Here is a 22,378-nt window from a genome sequence, read left to right on the forward strand (position 1 = left end):
CGAATACCTTAATCCTGCCATCTCCAATCATATCCTGCCGGGTCTGACATTCAGACCCGGCTGGACAAACACCATTCCAAAACATCCCGCAGTGTCGGTCTCCTCGTCTTGTTCGGGAGCAGATCAGGCATTCATCTCACCCAATTTTTCAAGAAAGCCGGTTAGCCTCAGGGTTTCATAAAATAGAGGCGGGGATCGTCGAGTCATGAATCCTTCGATGTGTTTCCAGAAGATGTTATGATTTCGGTGACCGGGAGTCATGGTCTTTTCCCGGATTATGAAATCAAGCGACAAGTAGAACCGGAGGACCGAATATGTTTAACGCGATCATCGAACCCTTTCGAATCAAAATGGTCGAACATATCCGTATGACGACAGAAACCGAACGCCGGGAATTAATTGCCAATGTCGGGTATAACGTATTTCGGCTGCACTCCGATGATGTCCTGATCGATCTCCTGACCGATAGTGGCACCGGGGCCATGAGTGCCAAACAGTGGGCGGCCATAATGCGGGGGGATGAAAGTTATGCAGGAAGTCCTTCGTTTTACCGGTTTGAAGCTGCGGTACAGGAACTCATGGGATTCCCGCTTGTCATTCCCACCCATCAGGGAAGGGCGGCGGAACGCATCTTGTTTTCCACCATCTGCAAGGCTGGTGACGTGGTTCCCAATAATACGCACTTCGATACGACCAGGGCCAACGTGGAATTTACCGGAGCCAAAGCGGTGGACTTGCCTTGTCCCGAGCTAGCGGACCTCTCCAGTGAGTTTCCCTTCAAAGGCAATATGGATGTCGAAAGTCTTCGCGCAGTTTTCCAAAAAGAAGGGCGCGACCGTATTCCGTTGGTGATGGTCACCGTCACCAATAATTCCGGTGGAGGCCAACCGGTCTCGATGGCCAACATCAGAGAAGTGGCCGAGGTCTGCCGCGCCTTTGACCGCCCGTTGTACCTGGATGCCTGCCGGATTGCAGAAAATGCCTATTTCATTAAACTGCGGGAACCGGGATATGCGGGCAAAATGGTCCGCGACATTGTTCGTGAAATGTGCGATCTGGCCGATGGCTGTACCATGTCCGCAAAAAAGGATGCCATTGTGAACATTGGCGGATTTCTCGCCACACGCAACGCCGAGTTGGCCCAACAAGAGCAAAACCTGTTGATCTTAACCGAGGGGTTCCCCACCTATGGGGGCTTGGCCGGTCGGGATTTGGAAGCGATGGCGGTAGGATTACATGAAGGCGTGGAGGAAGATTACCTCCAGTATCGCATTACCTCCACGGGGTATCTGGGGAACCATTTGCATGAAGCCGGTGTGCCGACCCTCCGGCCCCCCGGTGGACATGCCATCTACCTGGATGCGGCCCGCTTCGCACCGCATCTCCAACCGCTCGATCTACCGGGTATTTCGCTCTGTGTGGAGTTATACGTATTGGGAGGCATTCGGGCGGTGGAAATCGGCACCGCGATGTTTGGCAAGCGCAATGTCGAAACCGGGAAAGAAGAGCCGGGCCCTCGTGAACTTGTTCGGTTGGCGATTCCCAGGCGGGTCTACACCCAAAGTCATGTGGATTATATTATCGAAGTGGTGGAAGAAGCGTTCCGGCGGCGTGAGGGCTTGAAGGCGTTTCGATTTCTGGAGCAAGCGCCCTTTCTCCGACATTTCACCGCTCGATATGGGATGGCAGAATGATCGTGAGAACGAACTTTGTATAAGTGGGGTTGAAGCATGGTGCCAGTTGTACCTTCCTCCTTTGTATGGATGTATGATGCTCTGCAAGATCAGGGATGAAGTAGATCCAAGCCCTATAATGACGAATCCGAGAGATCAATGACTGGAAGGGGCCTCCCGGCTGGGCGGAAAGAAAGAAGAAAGGAGCATGCTCATGCGTTATTTACTCTCGCTCTTATCCCAATTTACGGCGTGTGTGTGTAAACGGGGCGTTCTTGCTGCGGGACTGATTTGCTGCCTGGTATACAGCGTGTCGGCTCAAGAAATTACGGTGTCCGAAGGCATGTTCGGGTGCATTCTCGATTGGCCGAAGGTCAGGAATACTCGCATCAAGCATGACGATCCGGAAAAATTGAAGGAGGCCAAGCGAATCTTACGGGACAGCGTGCCGGAGACGGAGTATCCGGTTGGAACCATTCTGCAACTTGTTCCTCATGAAGCCATGGTGAAGCATTCGCATGACAAGTTTCCAAAAACGAACGGCTGGGAATTTTTCTTTTTGGAAGTCTCCAAAGAAGGCACCAAGATTGCGGATCGGGGAGACAACGTCGTCAATGTTTCGCAAGGAGTCACGTGCTTAAGTTGTCATCAGCCGGCGGCCAGGTTCGACTTCGTATGTGAAAAGGGGCATGGGTGCGCCCCAATCCCGTTCGATGATCAGAAGATCGCGGCCATTCAACAAGCAGACCCCCGCTGCACCAAAAATTAGGGGGGATAGTTTTGCGGAGGGTGGGCTTGCCAGTGGTTCGGTGGAATAAAAACGCCTCCGACCCCTAGTCGGTGCTTTAATTCGGATAACTCTCCAGATATTGTTTCAGTGTGTCAGCATGTGGAGAGAGGAGAAAAGACGCGGTAGTTAGGGTGGGTGGAATGTTGGCGGGCGCCTGAGTTTTGTGTGGAAATATTACGCTGAATTTCCATGTTCACGAATCAGGGAGGATGTAGAAGAGGCAATCGCTTTGGGCGATTTCTGCGTTTGTCGTGACCATCATGAGCCGACTGGGATGAGCCAATCGAAGTTCGCCGTTGTGCACGGAGAAAATCGCTTTGCTGACGTTTTGCCCCATCGCATTCTTGGCCCACAGGACATCCAAGCCCCGTTTCCCCACCCACCCCAGCGTTTCCTCCCGGGACCACAGTCCAAAATTCAATCGATCCACATCTGAAGGAAGGGTGAGATCCACTTCGGAAACCGGTCCACCGTTATAGGCCACGGTGGCCCCTTCCTGCAGTTCCACTCGAATGGGATGATGGAGCACGGTCACCGGTGACGAGATATCTGAAAAATTCATGGCCATGGCATACCGTGTAAATCCCCGAAAGGCCAGCTCATCGGCCTGTGGATCTTGTGCCCAGCCTGCTTCAATGGTGACGGTCGGCCAGTCGTATTCCGTCGCTTCCATTAATGTGCCTAACCGCAAATCGGTCACAATCAGATGATCACAAAAGACTCCCGTCAATGTTTCATGGGTTTCCCGGTTCAGGGTGGTCACACCATATGCCGGACTTCGACCCGAGGTGTTATGAAAGTCAATCAAGGCTTCAGGTTGGACCTGATGCAGTTCGTGGAGCATGGCTTGGGCGATATTCCCTTCCGGCCCCTCAAATGGAGACCGAAAACACCGATTGAGATCTGTGCCTTCTGGTGCGTATCGATGAGAAAACATTGGTCTGGTCAAGGCCGCTCCGATGGATCCGATAAAACAGAGCACATTGACCTGGGGTTGGCGTCCTTCCCGGATCCATCGATGAAGGGCGCGCACCCCTGAGGGTTCATTACCGTGCAATAAGGTACACATGGCCCGCGTGCGCGTGGTATCCAGGCCAGGAAGCCAAAGAAAGGTCGGCTCACCAAGCTTCATCAGGAAATCCTCAACCGTCTGTCCCACGTCTTGTGGTGTGGGTGCTTCCCACCTGGGTATAGGTCGTGCGAGGCTCATTCGAGGTTCAGACTCCATTGTGAAACGGGCGCGCCCGTATGTGAGGCTCGCAGATAATCTTCGAGCATGTGCGTTAGAGCCGTAGGGCGGTCATGCCCACGGCTCTCATACTGTTCCAGCCGATGGATCTGCCAACGGGCGCCATTCATACGGGTTTCCAAGCGACCCCGGATCACATTCAGCATGGTTTGGATTTCTTCCTTCTCCACCCCGCTCTCCTCCAAGCCCTTCTCGGCCACCGGCAACAATTCCCCGGCCAGGTCACACACGGAAATTTCGCGCAACCCATGCCCTGGCTGACCCGGGCATACTAACATGGCATCCATCCCATATTCGGCCGACCGATAGAAATTCCGGTGCGCATATTCAAACGGAAACTGGTGAAGGAGCTGGTCGATCTGCTGACGCATGCCTAACGTCAGCCCTATCACAAATGCCGCATTGGCCGCCATATCAATCGGCGTAGGTCCTGAGGGTAGAGATCGAAATTCGACGCGAAAATGTCCACCGGCATTGGCATCATAAATCGCCCGATTCCACCGCCAGACGGTTCCCTGGTGCAGGCGTAATTCTTCGAGCTGCGGCAGTTGCCCTCGACTGAGGCATTCCATGGGATCTTCCGGACTCATGACCGGCAACAAGGGGGAATGAAGCGCCACGGCTTCGGCAAATAACTCATACGCCCCTCGGCGGACCCACCCATGGCCAAACGACACTCTGGCCGGTTGATGCCAATCACTTTCCTGGGCTTTTCGACTGTCGATTGCTTGCTTGAACAAGGCCACGCGCGTTTCTTCCCACAGCCGATGGTGCAAAAAAATGGGACTATTCGCACCGAGCGCCAAGGCAACGGGCGTGACCAGTTGCGCCGCATTAAAGACGTGAGCGAAATCCTGAGGGTTCACCCGAAGATGAATTTGAAAAGAAGTCGTGGCCCCTTCCAGCGTGACATCTGGACAGGTCACCGTTAAGGGCTCCGGTCCATTGATGTGTATCGCAAATGGCCCTTCCCGTAATCGTCGAAGGCCGGCCGAGAGCGCACGATAGCGTGGGAGATCCGACATCACCGGCGAATCCAGTTCTTCGGCGCAGAGAGTCGGCAGGATGCCAATCGGCGCAATGCGTCCTCCCAATCTATGCGCACAATATTCCAATGATTGAATGGCGTTCGCTAACTGCGCCCGGACATGGGAAAAGGGATGGCCCGCCAAGGCGACGGGAGACAAATTATACTCTAAATTAAACCGGTCTAACTCGAGTTGGAGGTGTGCATCATGCGCGCAATTCAGAAGGGTGCGATTAATGGGATAGGCCCGGCCTTCGCTATTGATAATCGAGAGTTCAAGTTCCGCCCCGATGGAGAGAGGACCGACACCAAACCCCGGCTGCTCCACCACATGCTTAAGAGCTTTCAAGCTTTGAATCAACCGTTGCCCGAACCGGGTAAAATCCTCTTCGTCAAACTGGTCGCGATCAATACATAAACCCATAGTTGTGATTCATACCTGATTTTCCCGACAAGGTAAAGAATCCCGCCTGCCCGAACCGTGTTCCCTGTTCACGTGAAGGTTGCGGGCTTTCATGAATATTTCATTCATGAAATCAATAAATAGTTCCGAAATAGAGGCGGACAGGATTGTGTGAAGTCGCTTGGTGAGGCCTGTCAGTCGTCCGTATTGAAAACAGCGGCCGGCAGAACAATGAAAAGGAGAACGGAAAAATGAAGCCGATATTATGGCTGAGGAAATCCGCAGGTGCCATCTTCGTCCTCATGTGTGGAATCGGCATTCCTACGGCATGGATCACAGCAGGACGCCTCTGGTGAAAATACGGGCATCCCCGGCACGGGATGTCGCACCGAGCACTGTGAGCTTGAGAGTGTCTACGGATTCGGTCCCTGAAGTGGAACTGATAGCCTGGGATTATGAAGGCGATGGAAGATTTGACGCAGAAGGGCCTCATCTCCATTCTCAGACCGTCACCTTCTCACATGCCGGACACTTTTCCCCTCGCGTGATTGTGACAAATACACAGGGTCAAACCTTTGAAGCGACGACCGACGTGGTATTAGAGAATCCGGAAGATCTCCAGGCTGCCCTCAATGCCCGGTGGCGGGGCATGCTGGGAGCCTTGGCGAAGCAGGATATTGAGGGGGCTGTCGCGTTTGTGGCTACCAGAAGGCGTGATGCCATGCGACATGATTGGACCGTGCTGGCCGATCATTTAGGAGAGATCGCCAATCCTTTTTCCGTTCCCCTTCAACTGACAGATGGGCAAGGATTTCGGGTGATAGCCAAATCAGCGGACCCATTGCCGATGGGGGAAATCCAATTTCCTTTAGATGTGTGTGGGAAGCGGATCATCAATGGTATATCAAAAATTTTTAAAACCCGGAATTTCTTGAAATCCAATCCTGGCTGACTATGAACCCAGGAGATCCTGTTTTCGAAGGGCTCGGACTGCACTGGCTGAACCGTGTCAGGCCCTCTTTTCTCGTGTGGCCTGTGCGGGACCGAAGCCATAAATAACACCCGGCAAATGCCTCCGCGCCACAACACCACGTACCACTCACAAACAGGAATTGAAGAAACTGCCCCTTGCGCGCAGTGTGCTAGGCCGTACGTACGCTGCTTGGGGGAAGCAGGATGGGCTTAAAAGGGGAGGGGCTTGTCTTAAACAGTGGAAAAAGCTTGCTTTTTTTCAACCAATACAGAAAGATCCCCGATATAGGAAGACACACCCCTTAAAACTGGTAAAATTCAACCTTTTGTGGCAGCTTGTTTTACGGATTTATAAGGAAGGGCGTTCATAAATGCTGACGGGTGAAATTCGCAATCAGGTCGATCAAATCTGGAATGCTTTCTGGTCTGGAGGGGTTTCAAATCCGCTTTCGGTCATTGAGCAGATCACCTACCTGTTATTCATCAAGCGGCTTGATGAGTTGCATACTCTTGAAGAAAGCAAAGCGCAGACGCTCGGGATTCCGATGGAGCGTCGGATATTCCCGGAAGGCACCGACGAAAAGGGGAGGGCATACGAAGACATGCGTTGGACCCGGTTCAAAAACTTTGAACCGCGCGAAATGATGGCGGTGGTGGATGAGCATGTTTTTCCCTTCCTGCGTAGTTTAGGAGCGGAGGGGTCTAGTTACGGTCGCCATATGAAGGATGCCCGTTTGGGCTTCAGCAACCCTGCGCTTCTCGCCAAGGCCGTCGAAATGCTCGACAAAATTCCCATGGAGGATCGAGACACCAAGGGGGACCTCTATGAGTACATGCTGGGTAAGATCGCGAGCGCCGGACAAAACGGACAGTTCCGGACACCGCGCCATATCATCCAGCTTATGGTGGAGTTGACCAAGCCAACACCGAAAGATGTGATCTGCGACCCCGCTTCGGGTACTTGCGGATTTCTGGTTGCTGCCGGAGAGTATTTGCGCCAGCATCACGCAGCCCTGTTTCGTGACGAGAAAAAGCGCAAACACTTCCACGAACAAATGTTTCATGGATTTGATTTCGACCCGACCATGCTGCGCATCGGATCTATGAACATGACCCTGCACGGGGTCGAAAATCCCGATGTCAGTTACCGTGACAGTTTGGCCCAGGATCACACGGCTGATGCCGGGACCTATTCGCTGATCCTTGCTAATCCGCCCTTTGCCGGATCCCTTGATTACGAGGCCACGGCCAAAGACCTTCAGCAGATCGTCAAGACCAAGAAGACCGAATTGCTTTTCCTTGCCCTGTTTCTGCGCCTACTGAAGACCGGCGGGCGGGCGGCGGTCATCGTCCCGGACGGCGTGCTGTTTGGCTCATCGAAGGCACACAAAGAATTGCGCCGCATGCTGGTGGAGGAGCATAAGCTCGATGCGGTCATCAAACTTCCCTCGGGGGTGTTCCGTCCCTATGCAGGTGTCTCGACCGCGATCCTGGTGTTCACAAAAACCGGTGTCGGCGGCACCGATCACGTCTGGTTCTACGATCTTCAAGCTGATGGCTTCTCACTCGATGATAAGCGCACGCCACTATTGGCGGGAGAAAAGCTTGGCGTTTGTCCGAGCGAGGAGATCAATGACGAAGAGCACGCGAAGAACAACCTTCCCGACCTTCTGATGCGTTGGACTGAACACGAGGGGAATGAGCGTGACAATGTTCGCACAGCACAAAGTTTCTGCGTACCGAAGGACGAGATTAGTGCCACGGGCAGCTATGACCTTTCTCTTAACTGTTACAAGAAAGTTGAGCACGAAGAGCAACACCACGACGCCCCAGCCGATATCATTCGCGAACTCCGAGGGCTAGAAAAAGAGATTTCTGACGGCCTCAACAAGCTTGAGGAGATGATGGGATGAATTTGGAGGTGTTGAGTGAAATCGCTGAAATCCACTCAGGTGCGGGATTCCCCAAAAAGTATCAGGGGGAGACCCAAGGGGATTTACCATTTGCTAAAGTTGGGGACATCTCAAATGCGAAACGAGAAGAAGGAAAAACAATTTCACGAGCCGAAAACTATGTGACCAAACAAATAGCGCAGCAACTTCGAGCCAAAGTTTTCCCAAAAAACTCAATCGTATTTGCAAAAATTGGTGAAGCTATTCGTAAAAATAATCGGGCGATCACATCTTTGCCCATGACATTTGATAACAATGTGATGGGAATAATTCCTAATGCTGAAAAAGTATCCCCCCAATACCTTTACCACTTTCTCGAAACAGTTGATTTCTACACTTTAGCCAATTCTACAACTGTACCCTCCATCCGCAAAACGGACATGGAGAAGCTGGAAATCCCACTCCCACCCCTCGAAGAGCAAAAACGTATTGCGGCGATCCTTGATCAGGCCGATGCATTGCGCCGCCTTCGTCAGCGCGCCATCGATCGCCTGAACGAACTCGGTCAGGCGATTTTCTATGAGATGTTTGGTGATCCTGCGACCAACCCAATGGGATGGCCAACGGAAAAGTGCGGCACTCTGTGCGAGAGAATTACTGTAGGAATCGTCGTCAGGCCAGCGTCTTACTACCAGCCATCCGGAGTCCCGGCGATCCGGGGAACGAATATCAAACCCAGTGGCATTGATCTTAGCGACGTAGTTTATTTTTCTGAAAGCGACAATGAAACTCGTCTTTCAAAAACACGTGTTTGGGAGGGTGATCTTGTCATTGTTCGATCGGGTAGACCAGGTCTAGCAGCAGTCGTTTCTAAGGGACTAAGTGGCGTCAATTCGATAGATGTTCTAATCGCAACCCCGTCAAAACATAAAGTAAAATCCTATTTCTTAAGAGATTTGATCAACTCCAAGGGCGGAAAGGCAATTGTGCTTTCGGAAAGCAAGGGTCAGGTTCAACAACATTTTAATGTGGGGTCTCTCTCTGACGCCGATCTAATTCTTCCTCCAATGCGGCTTCAGACGGAGTACGAGCTAATGGTGAGTGACATTGAACGGCAGATGACGCAATTGCGGAAGGGAGTGGACAGAACCAGTGATCTTTTTGGCACTCTCCAACACCGCGCCTTTCGAGGGGAACTATAAATATGAAAGCCACGGAAGCCGGTCTCCTCGCGTTTTTAAAAAAAATCACCGCAATTCATGATTCCAGGCTATCAATGCGCTATTCCTGGACTGAATGGAGGTGATGAGTGAGCCAGTTCGCCTTCTTACAAGCTGAATTTTCCCCGGTCTTTGAACATGCAAGGAAGGCCGAAAACGCGGCCCTGAACGACCCGCGCGCGGCTTGTTTTTATGCCCGGCTTGCCCTGGAAACGGCTGTGAAGTGGATGTATGCGCATGACAGGACGCTGCGTAGTCCCTATGACAACGCTCTCTCGGCCTTGATCCATGAGGGAACCTTCCGAGGTCTGGTTGGCAATGCTCTTGTCACCAAAGCCCGGATTATCAAGGACCTTGGAAACCGGGCGGTTCATGATACCCGTCCTGTTGCAGGACAAGCAGCGACCACGGCGCTAAGAGAATTGTTCCATTTTTCCTATTGGCTGGTACGCACCTACGCCAAAGGCGCAAAGCCCGAAGCGGGGCGGCAGTTTTCGCCGGATTCCTTGCCAAAAACCGCTCAAATTGAAGTGACGACCTTGGCCCGCCTGCAAGCTGTGGGCAAAGACTATGCTGAAAAAACCAAGGCACACGAGCAGGCGGAAGCGGCGCGAATCCAGACTGAACAGCAGCGGGCCGCATTAGAGACGGAAATTGCGCGCCTCCAGGCAGAGATCGCGGCTGTTAAACAAGCTAACCAGGCGGCCCCTGATACCCATGACTATAATGAGGCGCAGACCCGTGACGCCTTTATTGACTTGCTTTTGCATGAGGCCGGTTGGACGCTTGATCAGGAGCGGGATCGTGAGTTTCCCATCACGGGCATGCCCAACAATACCGGCGAAGGTTTTGTCGATTACGTGCTTTGGGGGGATGACAGCAAGCCTCTGGCACTGGTTGAAGCCAAGCGCACCAAACGGGATCCGCGCGTCGGCCAACAGCAGGCGAAGCTTTACGCGGATTGCCTTGAATCGCAGTTTGGTCGTCGTCCCGTCATCTTTTACACCAACGGCTATGAGCATTGGCTTTGGGATGATGCAAGCTATCCACCCCGGTCTGTTCAGGGTTTTCTAAAGAAAGACGAATTGTTGCTTTTGCATCAGCGAAAGAACACCAAAAAATCACTTGCCTCCGTTGAGATCGAAACTGGAATCGTCGAGCGGTTTTATCAGACGCGGGCGATAAGGCGCGTTGGCGAAGCCTTCGAAAAGGAAAATCAAAGGAAAGCATTGCTGGTCATGGCCACCGGATCCGGCAAAACCCGCACCGTCATCGCCCTGATCGATCAGTTGATGCGTGCGAATTTGGTGAAGCGGGCATTGTTTCTTGCTGACCGTGTCGCGCTGGTGAGACAAGCAGTAGGCGCATTCAAGACTCATTTGCCCTATGCGGCCCCCGTCAATCTTGTCACCGATAAAGCCACGGAAGGCCGCGTTTATGTCTCAACCTATCCAACGATGGTCGGGTTGATCGACGAAGTGCAAAACGGCGTACGGCGTTTTGGGCCAGGGCATTTTGATCTGATTGTGATCGATGAAGCACACCGCTCCGTTTATCGAAAGTACCGTGCCATATTTGATTACTTTGACAGCCTTTTGGTCGGGCTAACAGCGACCCCGCGTGCTGAGATCGATCGGGACACCTATTCGCTGTTTGAGCTGGAACGAGGCGTGCCGACAGATTCCTACGATTTGGATGAAGCCGTGGCAGACGGGTATCTGGTGCCGCCAAAAGCTGTTTCAGTACCGCTGAAGTTTCAACGCGAAGGTATTAAATATGACGACCTCTCCGAGGAGGAGAAGGAGGAATGGGACGCGCTCGAATGGTCAGAGGACGGAACTGTTCCTGCCCGCGTTGATGCTTCCGCGATCAACAAGTGGCTTTTCAATGCGGATACCGTGGATAAAGTTCTCGAACACGTTATGACCCATGGGCTGAAAGTCGAGGATGGGGACCGGCTTGGCAAAACCATCATTTTTGCCAAGAATCACGATCATGCTGTTTTTATTGCAGAGCGCTTTGATGCAAATTATCCCCATTTAAAAGGGCATTTTGCCCGCGTCATTGACTTCCAGACCGAGTATGCACAGTCACTCATCGATGACTTCTCCAACCCTAGTCGAGCTCCGCATATCGCCATTTCGGTCGATATGCTTGACACCGGTATCGACATACCGGAGGTCATTAATCTCGTTTTTTTCAAAATCGTCCGTTCCAAAACTAAGTTCTGGCAAATGATCGGACGCGGCACGCGCTTACGACCTGATCTATTCGGGCCGGGACAACACAAGGAACATTTTCTGGTCTTTGACTTCTGCCAGAATTTCGAGTTCTTCAACCAGAATCCAGCCGTGACAGATGGTGCGCTTGGAGTCTCTCTCAGTGAGAAACTTTTCAAAACACGTGTTGAGTTAATAGGGGAGATTGATCAGACCAACCTTGAAACCGATATTGAGCCCTTAATCGCTTTGCGCAAGAGTTTGAGCGACCGGCTGTTCGACGAAGTTGAAAATATGAGCCTGGACAATTTTATTGTCCGGCCAAAGCGGCGCTTTGTTGAAAAATTCCAGGTAAAAAAAGCCTGGGAAGATCTGACGCCCGAAGCCCGAGCCGAGCTGACCGAACATATTGCCGGGTTACCGAGCGCGCTTGTTGATGATGACCTGGCCGCCAAACAGTTCGATTACCTGATCCTCATGGCGCAACTGGTCGTCCTGCGCACCGATCCCGGCTTCGTTAAACTTCAGTCTCGGATCATGGACATTGCCTCGCAGCTTGAAGAGCTGAGCAATGTGCCAATGGTCGCGGCCGAGATGGCATTGATCCTGGAGGTGCAAACAGACGAATACTGGCAGGGGATCAATCTGCCTATTCTGGAGACTCTTCGGAGGCGGCTGCGCGGCCTTGTGAAACTAATTGAACCGGCAGCCCGGAAGATCGTTTATACGGATTTCGAGGATGAGATAGGGGCGGGGATGGTCGTCGATTTGCCCATTGCCGGCTCCGGCACGGACAAAACACGTTTCCTCATGAAGGTGCGTCATTTCCTCTCTCAGCATCAAGACCACATCAGTATCCAGAAACTGAAACGAAATGAGCAGCTCACACAACAGGACCTATCCGAGTTAGAGCGTATTTTTATTGATGAGGGGGTGGGCGCTGACGATGACCTAAGGCGCATTCGCGCGGAAGGCGGCCTGGGGATTTTCATTCGCACCCTCGCCGGGCTAGATCGGGAGGCCGCCAAGCGTGCCCTGACGAAATTTATGGATGGACGGACGTTAACCGCCAATCAGATCGGGTTCGTCGATCTGATCATCGAGCATTTAACTGAGCGTGGCATTATGGATCCGCGCCGCCTTTATGAGAGCCCTTTTACAGACATCGACGACCAAGGCGTCAGTGGCTTGTTCCCAAATAATGATGTGAAAGCACTTATTGAGGTTTTGGATGATGTGCGTCAAAGAGCGGTGGCATGAGGGATGTGAAGAGGGATCATAAAAGATGGTTTTATGGGTATTTTAATCTTGTGAATTAGGGGATAGCTTAATGAGCAGAGAAAAGAAAAGTTTTGGTAGTGTCAGCTTAGTCCGTCAGGGTGGGCACAAGTTTTATTCTCTTACAATCCCAAGTGATGTTATCGCACAAACAACTTTTGTTATCAATCGTGAAGAAGATCCGATTGAAGGGTTTCAAAGGGAACTGGACAAAAAGAGAGCGGCAGAGATTGCAGTTTATATAGACTCGGGGTTGGGAACGGTCCCTTCGTCAATTGTCCTCTCAGCCCAAGCCGATGCTGCTTTAGAATATAATTCAAGCAAAAAATCACTTAGTTTTAATCCAATACCCAAAGCATTTTTAATCATTGATGGCCAGCATCGAGTTTATGGATTTAAACTGGCTAAAACCGCATTGCGAATACCGGTTATAATTTATGACGGCCTAACCAAAAGAGATGAAAGTCGGTTATTTATTGACATTAATTCTACCCAAAAAGGGGTAAGGCCAGAACTCTTGCTCGATATTAAAAAACTAGCTGAATATGAATCCGATGAAGAACAGTATCTTCGTGATTTATTCGATATCTTTAATAAGGACAATAAAAGTGTTCTTCTGGGAAGATTGTCGGCCGCGAAGAAAAGGAAAGGTCATTACACTCGGAACACTTTTAATTCTGCATTTAAGCCTCTTATTAAAAATTTTGGTGGGCGGCCCGTAGAAGAGGTTTATGAGATATTTAATAATTATTTATATGCATTTCGCGAAGCCGTATTAAGACCAAAAAAATTAACCGATTATCTTTTTTCTTTAAATGTATTCAAATCTGCTTGTTCTTTCTTTCCAACCATTGCGGAGCGAGTAAAAGATAAATGCGGGGCTATTTATTCGGTGGACAATTTCAAGGATATTCTCGAACCACTTGAGAACAGAATTAAAGCCAACAAAATTACTGAGACAGGAAACGCCTATAAGCCCTTACTAGAACACTTAGAGGAATCCTTGAAAAAGGACTTTACACTTTAAATGTCAAATATTGCCAGGATATTATCACAGCTAGCATGCCTGAAACAGTTTAAAGTGTATTCAAAAAGCGAGACTGATATAAGGGGTTGGGTCGCCAATCAGAGTTATTTCATTGATTATGATATAGAACCGAATTGTTTCAAAGTAAGAATAAATGATCACTCCTTTTTTCTTGCCTTAGCAAATGACTGCGATCGAATGGCAAGAGCTGCATTTGAAACAATTACCAATATTCAAAGCAATCCTACTTTCCCCAAAAGTTCTTCATGGCACTTTATTCAATCATATTACTCTGCTTTTTTTTCAGCCCATGCAATTCTGAGAGTTTTTGGCATCTCTTGTAACCAATTTGATCAAGAGCACATGAATAAAATATTGGAACAAGTAGAACTTTTCGATAGGGCCAATGGAGTTTCTCGCTTAGAAAAAGGGTTTTACAAACTTCAATTTAATGATTCTACTAACGAGATTGAATTCAAAAAATTAAAAGATTCTCATAGGGACACATGGGCGTGTTTTCTCACACTTATAAAGGAATTAATCCAGAAGATTGATCAAACGACTGGCCTAGGGGATGAAAAAATAAAAGCTATTAATTTACTGTCAGAGATAAAAGATGGGCTAACCAGATCAGGAGGTAGTTCAACAGGCAACTGGTTATCCATTATTCGGAATGATGTAAATTATAGGCATTCTCACGGACTTTGGTTTCCCTTTAGAAGACAAAACCTGGGGCAATATAATAAAGAAAATTGTTGTACAGACTGGTTAAATGATTCGATAAATACTTTTACCTTAACCGGTCGGAAGGATATCGAAGCGGCATTGATATTGAACACTTTAATTATTAATCTCCTGAAAAATTTACTTTGGGAATGTAATGAAAGATTTTTGAATGAGAACAAGATTTTTAAAAATGGATCCTTAAAAATGCTTGAGATCATAGGAGCCCACTAACCTCCTCAGCCCACTGGGTCGTAATCGATTCCATTTTGGTTTGGCAATCAAATCCCTGCTTTACAAGGTAACCCCTTTGACTCACAGGAATATTACCCACCAAGGACATGTTGTGTAGCATGATGCGTAGATCGTTGTGGGAAAGGAAGAAGACTATGCCAACAAATTTTGCACTTGATGATAAACTTGTTCAAGAAGTGCAACGTCTAGGAGGGCATTCCACTAAACGAGCTGCTGTCAATGCAGCACTCCGAGAATATGTCACCCGCCGGAAGCAGAAAAACGTCCTTGAGATATTCGGAACCCTGGAATGGGACCCCAAATATGATTACAAGACGGCACGAAAACGGAAATGACTGTCTTAGTCGATACGTCCGTATGGTCTCTCGCCCTTCGGGAAGATGACCCGGCAGACCACCCCGCAGTCAAAAAATTACAAAGCTTCCTGTTAGACACACAAAACATTGTCCTTATTGGGATTATTTTGCAGGAAATTCTCCAAGGCTTTAAACATGAAGGGACCTTTACAAAAGTTACCACCTATCTGGATGCCTTTCCCCTGCTCTCCTTAAACCGTAGTGACTTTGTTGCGGCAGCCAAACTTCGCCGCCAGGCCGCAGCACAAGGGTTGACCCTCTCCACCCCTGATTGCCAAATCGCCGCAGCCGCCATCCAACACGACTGCACCCTCTTAACCACCGACAAAGATTTTTCGAATCTTGCTCAATTGGTGCCCCTGCAATTGGTCTAGCTCTCTTCCGTATGATCGCCTCGGCCGTCAAGTCTGAGGAGGCCAGTTTGTTTGGCGGCCTGCTTGGGAATATCAAGCATGGTGACCAGGCTGTTAAAAAGAAATGGTTTTTTTGATCACAATTGCTGGCTGGTCACATCAGGATCCATTCTCGCAATAGATGCTCCCAAGATCGGCCCCTACTTTTGATCTCTCCCGTTTGTAGATATCCTTACTTTATCAATTAAGTAGGATCTAGATATTGACCATGGATTAGGTTCGGGAAACATTGCGGAGACGGGGGTTACCTCCACCAATAAGAGGGGAGTCGATCAGTGGTTCAGATCTGACAGAACGTGCGAAGCGTGTCTTTGCCTCCACCAATGATTGGGTTCCCATGGGCGAACAGCAGATGATCGAAGGTCTCCTGCTGACAAATCTGGAGGAACGCGGCTTTCAGGCCACGCTTGACGGCGGATGGATCATCGCCAATCAGCGTGTCAGGTACAAAGCCGAGTTCGCCGTCTTCATTGATGATTGCATCACCAATAGACAACACACCGCCGGCACTTGGAAGCAGCAGAGCTGTCTCTTCAGGGCAGAGTATGCCGACTTTAAGCGCACGGACATCGCCCGGCAATTCGTCGCCGAACCGGAACCCCGTAACGGCCAAGTTCCCGTCCGCAAACTCGTGCAGCCCCGCCTCATGGCACCAGACCGTGACGCCAAAGTTTTTGATAAATTGTCGGCAGTGGCGGTCGTGGAGCCGATTGGTCAGATAAATGTGTTGCGGGGCCGGCCGTTCCCTGAACCAGTCGATGCCTTCCTGAGGCACCAGGGGATCGATAAGAAAGGCCGGGGTCAGGCAGGAGACGTAGTAGCTGTCGACTTCAATGTGGATGTCGGGGTGAGCAACTCGCCAGTGAAAAATTCCTGGTAGTGGTTCGTTCATGGGGTGCCATCATCGGTTCGGCAGAATTTCGTTCATACGATCCGCCGTGTGTGTATGATGTGTGAACCTCCGACTTTGAACATTGGCTCCATTTCGACCTTAGGCGGTAATGTTGACCATACACTCAGGTATGCGCGGACTGTCAGTTAGAATGGACAGTCTTGAGCCTCATTGAAATAGTCTCACATCATGAAATATAAACCATACCATGCGAATCTCACAATTGCCCGTTAGGTACCCGTATTCCACTGTAACCCTGGATGGAAAAAATGACTCAACTTCTTTTGCTGACCCCATTCCAATTAGGTGACCTGCACCTGAAGAATCGGGTCATCCTGGCGCCGATGACCAGGGCACGAGCCGGAAAAGCACGATTGGCGAATGCCTTAATGGCTGAATACTACCGACAGCGAAGTTCGGCGGGATTACTAATTACCGAAGCCACCACCATTTCCTCCCAAGCGAATGGCTGGAATGAATCCCCCGGCATGTACACGGTGAAGATGCGGGACGCGTGGAAACAGGTGACCGACGCTGTCCATGCCGAAGGAACTCCTATCTTTTTACAATTGTGGCATATGGGACGGGCTTCACACAGCAGTTTTCATGATAGTGAGCTTCCGGTGGCCCCTTCCGCGATTATGCTTAACGGCGATGGGATTCATACCCCTCTAGGGAAGCAAGCCTATGAGGTTCCGCGGGCGCTGTCTACTGAGGAGATTGCCCTCGTGGTTGCCGACTACCAAAGAGCCGCCCGCTATGCGAAAGAGGCGGGGTTCGATGGCGTGGAGATTCATGGAGCCAACGGGTACTTGATCGATCAGTTTTTGCAATCACGGACCAATGTGCGTACCGACCGGTATGGCGGGAGCATTGAATCCCGCTATCGGTTTTTGAAGGAAATTGTCACAGCGGTTTGCGCTGTCTGGCCTTCACAGCGCGTGGGGGTGAGACTCTCTCCCAATGGCAATTTTAACGATATGGGATCACCGGATTTCCGCGAACAGTTCACCTATGCAGCCGCTCAGTTAGATGCCTGCAATCTGGGCTACCTGCATATCGTGGACGGCCTGGGCTTCGGCTTCCATGAACTAGGGCCTCCAATGACCTTGCGTGAATTTCGTTCTGTCTATCATGGCACCTTAATGGGCAATTGCGGATACGACAAGTCATTGGCCGACAGTGTGATTAGAGAGGGTCACGCCGATTTAATCGCGTTTGGCCGCCCGTATATCAGCAACCCTGACCTGGTGGAGCGCTTTAGGCGCAATGCTGAGCTGAACGAGCCCGCTGATATGCAACATTGGTATTTGCCCCTGGGCGCGAAAGGTTATACAGACTATCCCAGGCTATCAGAATAAATGGGATGAACAGGATACTGTCAACGAACCTGGCTTTGCATGGATGTGTGTGGGAAGGAACTCACTGCCCATCGGAAGCCAAGAGAATGCTGTCTGGCGATCATATTGTAGGAGAGTGTTTGCCACCTTAAGGGCCCCCATGATGAGGCATTCGCCATGCACACCTTCCTCCCTCAAGATGAATTTCTCTACTCTATGAGATCAGCTATTGATCGGGGACTTGATTGGTTGCCGCCTGACTCAGCAGCTTCAGCTGCTGTTGAAGATGACCCCAATGCGTACCCGCCCAGTAGAGTTGGCCACAATTTGGGCAACCGGTAAAGTGCGTGTGATGTTTGGCGACAAAAGGAGGCACTTCTGGACCGGCTTGAGCAGGTGGGATGTTCTCCAGAATGTGGTTGCAGGCAACGCAGCGACACACCGTCTCCTCGTCAATCGCGAGCCTGATCCCAAGTTCCGTTCGGATCTGCCGTAATTGGTCGGTCACGAAGTCGCTGCGAATAAGCGTAAAACGGCCTCGAACGGCTTTCCGTTGGACCAGAAATCGATCCCGGGTTAAAAGCCATCGATGTTCATTCAAGACTCGATCGACGATCGCTTTGTCGGCCATGTTCCGCTCATACGCGGTATCATACCCAAGGATACGAAGCCATCGGGCCAGCTTGCCAAGCATGGCATCAACAAAAAATTTCTGTTTCGGGATATGAGCTTGAGTCATGATACAATTTGTTTTTGGAGTCTTGCGACATTCGCATGGGTCAATATGCAGGTTGATCGTTCCAGAATCCGTCTCTTTACAAAGGAGAGGGTTTTTCACGCAGATCTGTTTCGCCCGAATAATTTACACGATTTACCGCAGCACCAGAAATGATTTGACCACTTGTCTGAAAAGACCCTATCTTGCTCAGAGTGTCTGTGAAAGGTGCTTATAGATTAGATGGAGATTTGGGGACGGCTTAGGGGAGGATTAATTTTGAACCGATTTCTTTGTCTTGTCATAAGTTTTGGATTTTTGGCTCTGAGCAATCCCATGCCTCTTCCACTCGTTGCGGCTGAAGATCCTGAGGAAATGCCCCGGTTGCCGTTGGCGATGGAGGTGTTTTTAAAGAAGCCCGGTAAACATCTGTATGAACTGCATGTTCATTTAACCAATATCAGTGATGAACCGGTCAGCGTGGATGTTCGGGATTTGCCCTGGAATCCCACGGATGGTTCTACCTGGCTCTCGGTTAGCCGTTTGGATGCCCACAAGAGTCCAATCAAGCAGGACCTTCCTATTGGGAGGTTCGGATCACAAATGGTCCCACTGGTGCCGGGCGAATCGATTCAGAATAGGGTGGCATTAAATCCCCGGATTCCTTCCCTATTAGATGATATTGAGCAAGCCGGGGTGCAATTGCAGTGGGACTGTCCTCCGTCTAACCTCAAGTTTGTGTGCAAACCCGGTTCACCCAATACCCTTATCATTCCCAAGGGCGATCCCGGCCAACCGGATGTGTATGCTATTGACCAACAAACCTGTCTGGCTCTGGAAAGCCGCATTGGTCTTGTCGATATTCCTGAAGGGCATGATGTGTTGTTTCTCCTCGCCTCCGAATCGCTCATGACGGATCTGGAGGGAATGACCTCGTTGCTTCTTGAGGTGGATGACTATGTTCAGCGCTGTCATCCGAGTTGGACGAACAGTTGGGCGGTGAGCTTTGTGACCGATAAGAAGTTCGCAGGATTTCTGAGTGAGGGGGAGAATCGGCGTTATTTTGCAGAAGGCCTCTGGCAAGAGGCGAATATCGGGCAGTACTCCAGTCAAATCCGCACGTTATTCCGATTTCAGTGGATTAAGAAACGAGCGGATACCGTCTATCTTTCTCTTTTTCCCTTCCAACAACAGAACGATACTTAAATAAAAGATTGGAGCCCGACCCTTCCGTTGGCGGTTCGACTACCCCTTCTCCCATCGACCCGGCTCCGGACAAACCCTTTGACTGCCGGGCCGGACGTTGCCCTCAGGATGAACGGGTGCTATTCAGTTGTCCTGTCCATTTCTGTTTCATGCTTCCTCGCTGAATTCCAAAAACCCAATTTCTGCAAGCAGGTGCTGAAGCCTTTCCTGGTTTTTGGGGAGGGTGACGTTGGTTCGGTGGAATTCCCGGCGGACGGGATAGTTTTTGCGAAGTTCGTCAAAGCGACGAGGCCGTTCTTTCTGAGGCATCGTAAGCAGTTGTTGCATGCGATGATAATCGGCCTCCAGGTCATAGATTGTGCTGACCATTTCTTGAATCAACTCTTCATCAGATTGCTCGTGATAGTCGATGGTTAAAGAGGGGACGGTTGGTGTGGGCAGTACCTTAATCGGGTTCCATGTGGGGGAGATGCCCAGATGTTTGCACAAGGCTGCGTAGATCATGAAGGTGCCATTGGCTTTGCCATCGAGGGAGTGGCCGGCAATATGGGGTGTGCCGATCGTGACGGCTTGAAAGAGGTCCCAGTTAATGGCGGGTTCCTCTTCCCACACGTCGATGATGGTCGGGCCGATACGATTTTCGGTGATGGCGTTCAGCAGCGCATGGGTCTCCACGACTTCCCCACGCGCGGCATTGATGAAGATCGCGGATGGATTCAGCCATTTGAGTGTCTGCTCATTGAGCATGTGATAGGTCGGGTAGGGGCCGTCGGTGGTCAAGGGCGTATGGAGCGTCACCACGTCACAACTGAGCGTTTCGGCTAACGACCGGTGCTCCACTTGGCCCGTTTCTGCCAGGGGAGGATCATGGAGGACCGGGAGCATCCCAAGCGCTTCCACTTTATGCTTGACCAGTTTGCCGATATTCCCGACGCCGATAATGCCAATGGTTTTCCCTTTGAGTGAAAACCCCTGTTGCTTGCCCAGGAATAATAAGGACGCCAGGACATATTCGGCCACCGAATTGGCATTCGATCCGGCCGCTGAGGTAAAGCCGATATTTCGGGCTTTGAGATAGGCTTCATCGATGTGGTCCACTCCTGCGGAGGCCGATCCGACAAATTCGACAGGAGTCCCTTCCAATAAGGTGTGATCAACCCTCGTGATCGATCGAATGAGGAGAATATTCGTATTGTGCAAATCGCTTGATTTGATGGATCGCCCGGGCAGAAGAGTCAGATTTCCCAAGCTGGCAAACGCCTCGTGGATATAGGGGATATTTTCTCCGGCTACCATGTTGATCGATTTTTTCATATCTTGTGCCTTTCAGACGATGTTTTTCCAAACCTGCAGCCTATCGGAACTTGCCGATAGGCGCTAGCCTTGCTTTTGTTGTTACATGGACCCCCCCGATGCGAGGGCAGGCAAAAATCATAAGAGAGAGGGGAAAGGGGCAGGTCTTTTTTGAGGAGGCGAGTTGAAAAGAATGGGGCCTGACTTATTCAGTCAGACCCTCCTCGCCAGGCTGGTTGATCCAGGTGGATATGTTGAGAACACCCTACAGAGATAATAGCTAACTGATCTGTTTATTCCAATCAAGCACATGCATCAATAGCTTTTTTCGGAAATGGGCGAGCAAGGTCCTTGCCAGGGCCTTACATGTATGCCGTATCAATGCGCTGAATGGGTATTGGCGGTCTTTCCATGCTGGTCGCTGAGGATGTCTTGCGTCTCATGGGTCGCTTGAACATCATAAACCGCACCTTCCTTTTCCAGGACCTCGGTGCCAAACCGATAATTAGAGAACATCGTATTATGAGCCATGCGCCGGTCGATCGGATTCTGGAATTCCATCCTGGTCTTCAATGTTTCGTTGGCTAAGATCACCACATCCATTTTAATAAATCCTCCCATGCCCGGATGCCAGGCCAAGAGCGAGTAGACGCCTTCGGGGACATCTGGGAGTGTGAAATTTCCTTCAGCATCGGTAATGGCGTAATACGGGTTGTCTACCGCAACTCCCCAGCTTTGCATGTAGGTGTGAAATCCGCATTCCAAGTAGAGGATTCTGCGGCCCTGGGAGAATTCAACCGTGTCGAGCATCGCCTCTCCGGGGTTGTGTTGATGATCCTTGATTCTGTTCTTGGGATGGAACGGATTGAGCCGGAGTGGGCGATGAAGCATGACTTTTGAGCCGAATGGTGCCGTTTCATAAATTTGCACATCATGAATAATGGGATCCATGTTGACGATGTGGAGCGGTTGTTCGTTTTGTACAACCGAGACCCAGGGCGTAAAGAGGCAATCCTCCACCGTCACTTTGGCTGCATCTGTTTGGGGAAAAGGCTTGCCTTGAGAAATTCCCTCCAAAAAGACGACGGTATTCTGGAGACCACCATCCGGCGCCACTTGAAATTCATCGACGAGACGCCATCCTGTTCCGGTGGAAATACGCCCGCAAAAGTCCGTATCGGGATTGGTAATCAGACTGTACGCCAATGCCGGGGGTTCTTTCCCCGCTAAGGTCACCTTTCCGGTAATGGTGCCTCCATTGGAGACCGTGATTTCCTCATAGCTAAATGCGGGAGCGATCAGGACAATGTTGAGACCTAACGTGAGAACATACGAGATGAATTTCATGGAACGATCCTTTGGTCAATTAGTTTATACGGGTGCAAGCGTTAAACCCCAGTGATAAATTGATCTTAAGAAGTATATTAAATACATT

At 50.5% G+C, this 22,378-nt stretch carries 18 protein-coding genes; 12 read left to right on the forward strand and 6 right to left on the reverse strand.

Going from position 1 to position 22,378, the window contains the following annotated elements; translation table 11 throughout:
- Positions 1–314: 314 nt before the first annotated feature.
- Entirely contained in the window at positions 315–1,694 is a 1,380-nt protein-coding gene (locus PP769_RS10985; RefSeq protein ID WP_312640100.1) for a tryptophanase, read from the forward strand.
- Positions 1,695–1,887: 193 nt separating this feature from the next.
- Positions 1,888–2,442 carry a hypothetical protein gene (locus PP769_RS10990; protein ID WP_312640101.1) on the forward strand — a complete coding sequence of 185 codons (555 nt, stop codon included), beginning with the start codon at positions 1,888–1,890 and terminating at the stop codon, positions 2,440–2,442.
- Positions 2,443–2,656: 214 nt separating this feature from the next.
- Here the strand turns inward: PP769_RS10990 and PP769_RS10995 are convergent, their stop codons facing one another.
- Both PP769_RS10995 and PP769_RS11000 read right to left on the reverse strand, forming a co-directional pair.
- Complete coding sequence (locus tag PP769_RS10995; protein WP_312640102.1) at positions 2,657–3,673, reverse strand: M14 family metallopeptidase; 1,017 nt, start codon at positions 3,671–3,673, stop codon at positions 2,657–2,659.
- Positions 3,670–5,163 carry a glutamate-cysteine ligase family protein gene (locus tag PP769_RS11000; RefSeq protein ID WP_312640103.1) on the reverse strand — a complete coding sequence of 498 codons (1,494 nt, stop codon included), beginning with the start codon at positions 5,161–5,163 and terminating at the stop codon, positions 3,670–3,672. The genes PP769_RS10995 and PP769_RS11000 overlap by 4 nt, the downstream gene beginning before the upstream one ends.
- Positions 5,164–5,407: 244 nt before the next feature.
- On the opposite strand from PP769_RS11000, the gene PP769_RS11005 reads away from it, so the two are divergent.
- The 8 genes from PP769_RS11005 (at position 5,408) to vapC (ending at position 15,458) form a co-directional block, all read left to right on the forward strand.
- Positions 5,408–6,094, forward strand: a complete 687-nt coding sequence (locus tag PP769_RS11005) for a PKD domain-containing protein (RefSeq protein ID WP_312640104.1) — start codon at positions 5,408–5,410, stop codon at positions 6,092–6,094.
- A 391-nt stretch (positions 6,095–6,485) separates the two neighbouring features.
- A complete protein-coding gene (locus tag PP769_RS11010; protein WP_312640105.1) occupies positions 6,486–8,027 on the forward strand; it encodes a type I restriction-modification system subunit M in 1,542 nt (513 codons plus the stop codon).
- Entirely contained in the window at positions 8,024–9,208 is a 1,185-nt protein-coding gene (locus tag PP769_RS11015) for a restriction endonuclease subunit S (RefSeq protein WP_312640106.1), read from the forward strand. Before PP769_RS11010 ends, PP769_RS11015 begins: the two co-directional genes overlap by 4 nt.
- A gap of 107 nt (positions 9,209–9,315) precedes the next feature.
- Positions 9,316–12,705 (forward strand): DEAD/DEAH box helicase family protein, encoded by a 3,390-nt coding sequence (locus tag PP769_RS11020; protein ID WP_312640107.1) that lies wholly within the window; start codon positions 9,316–9,318, stop codon positions 12,703–12,705.
- Between the two features lie 70 nt (positions 12,706–12,775).
- Positions 12,776–13,750, forward strand: coding sequence for a DGQHR domain-containing protein (locus PP769_RS11025; RefSeq protein ID WP_312640108.1), 975 nt, complete (start codon positions 12,776–12,778; stop codon positions 13,748–13,750).
- Positions 13,751–14,707: a hypothetical protein gene (locus PP769_RS11030; RefSeq protein WP_312640109.1), complete on the forward strand. Its 957-nt coding sequence runs from the start codon at positions 13,751–13,753 to the stop codon at positions 14,705–14,707.
- A gap of 155 nt (positions 14,708–14,862) precedes the next feature.
- On the forward strand, positions 14,863–15,063 hold the full coding sequence (locus tag PP769_RS11035; RefSeq protein ID WP_312640110.1) for a type II toxin-antitoxin system VapB family antitoxin: 201 nt from the start codon (positions 14,863–14,865) through the stop codon (positions 15,061–15,063).
- Positions 15,060–15,458 carry a type II toxin-antitoxin system VapC family toxin gene (gene vapC / locus PP769_RS11040; RefSeq protein ID WP_312640111.1) on the forward strand — a complete coding sequence of 133 codons (399 nt, stop codon included), beginning with the start codon at positions 15,060–15,062 and terminating at the stop codon, positions 15,456–15,458. Before PP769_RS11035 ends, vapC begins: the two co-directional genes overlap by 4 nt.
- A 319-nt stretch (positions 15,459–15,777) precedes the next feature.
- On the opposite strand, the gene PP769_RS11045 is transcribed toward vapC, so the two are convergent.
- The gene (locus tag PP769_RS11045) at positions 15,778–16,389 is read right to left on the reverse strand and encodes a hypothetical protein (RefSeq protein WP_312640112.1); all 612 of its coding nucleotides are present in this window, start codon (positions 16,387–16,389) and stop codon (positions 15,778–15,780) included.
- Between the two features lie 269 nt (positions 16,390–16,658).
- Between PP769_RS11045 and PP769_RS11050 the strand changes: the two genes are divergently transcribed.
- Entirely contained in the window at positions 16,659–17,750 is a 1,092-nt protein-coding gene (locus PP769_RS11050; RefSeq protein ID WP_312640113.1) for an alkene reductase, read from the forward strand.
- Positions 17,751–17,955: 205 nt separating this feature from the next.
- On the opposite strand, the gene PP769_RS11055 is transcribed toward PP769_RS11050, so the two are convergent.
- Positions 17,956–18,468, reverse strand: coding sequence for a Mut7-C RNAse domain-containing protein (locus tag PP769_RS11055; protein WP_312640114.1), 513 nt, complete (start codon positions 18,466–18,468; stop codon positions 17,956–17,958).
- A gap of 255 nt (positions 18,469–18,723) precedes the next feature.
- On the opposite strand from PP769_RS11055, the gene PP769_RS11060 reads away from it, so the two are divergent.
- Positions 18,724–19,650: a hypothetical protein gene (locus PP769_RS11060; protein WP_312640115.1), complete on the forward strand. Its 927-nt coding sequence runs from the start codon at positions 18,724–18,726 to the stop codon at positions 19,648–19,650.
- A 147-nt stretch (positions 19,651–19,797) separates the two neighbouring features.
- On the opposite strand, the gene PP769_RS11065 is transcribed toward PP769_RS11060, so the two are convergent.
- A complete protein-coding gene (locus PP769_RS11065) occupies positions 19,798–20,964 on the reverse strand; it encodes a 4-phosphoerythronate dehydrogenase (protein WP_312640116.1) in 1,167 nt (388 codons plus the stop codon).
- Positions 20,965–21,321: 357 nt separating this feature from the next.
- Positions 21,322–22,290, reverse strand: coding sequence for a peptidase associated/transthyretin-like domain-containing protein (locus PP769_RS11070; protein WP_312640117.1), 969 nt, complete (start codon positions 22,288–22,290; stop codon positions 21,322–21,324).
- Positions 22,291–22,378 lie beyond the last annotated feature (88 nt).

The organism is Candidatus Nitrospira allomarina (assembly GCF_032050975.1).
Lineage (GTDB): Bacteria > Nitrospirota > Nitrospiria > Nitrospirales > UBA8639 > Nitrospira_E > Nitrospira_E allomarina.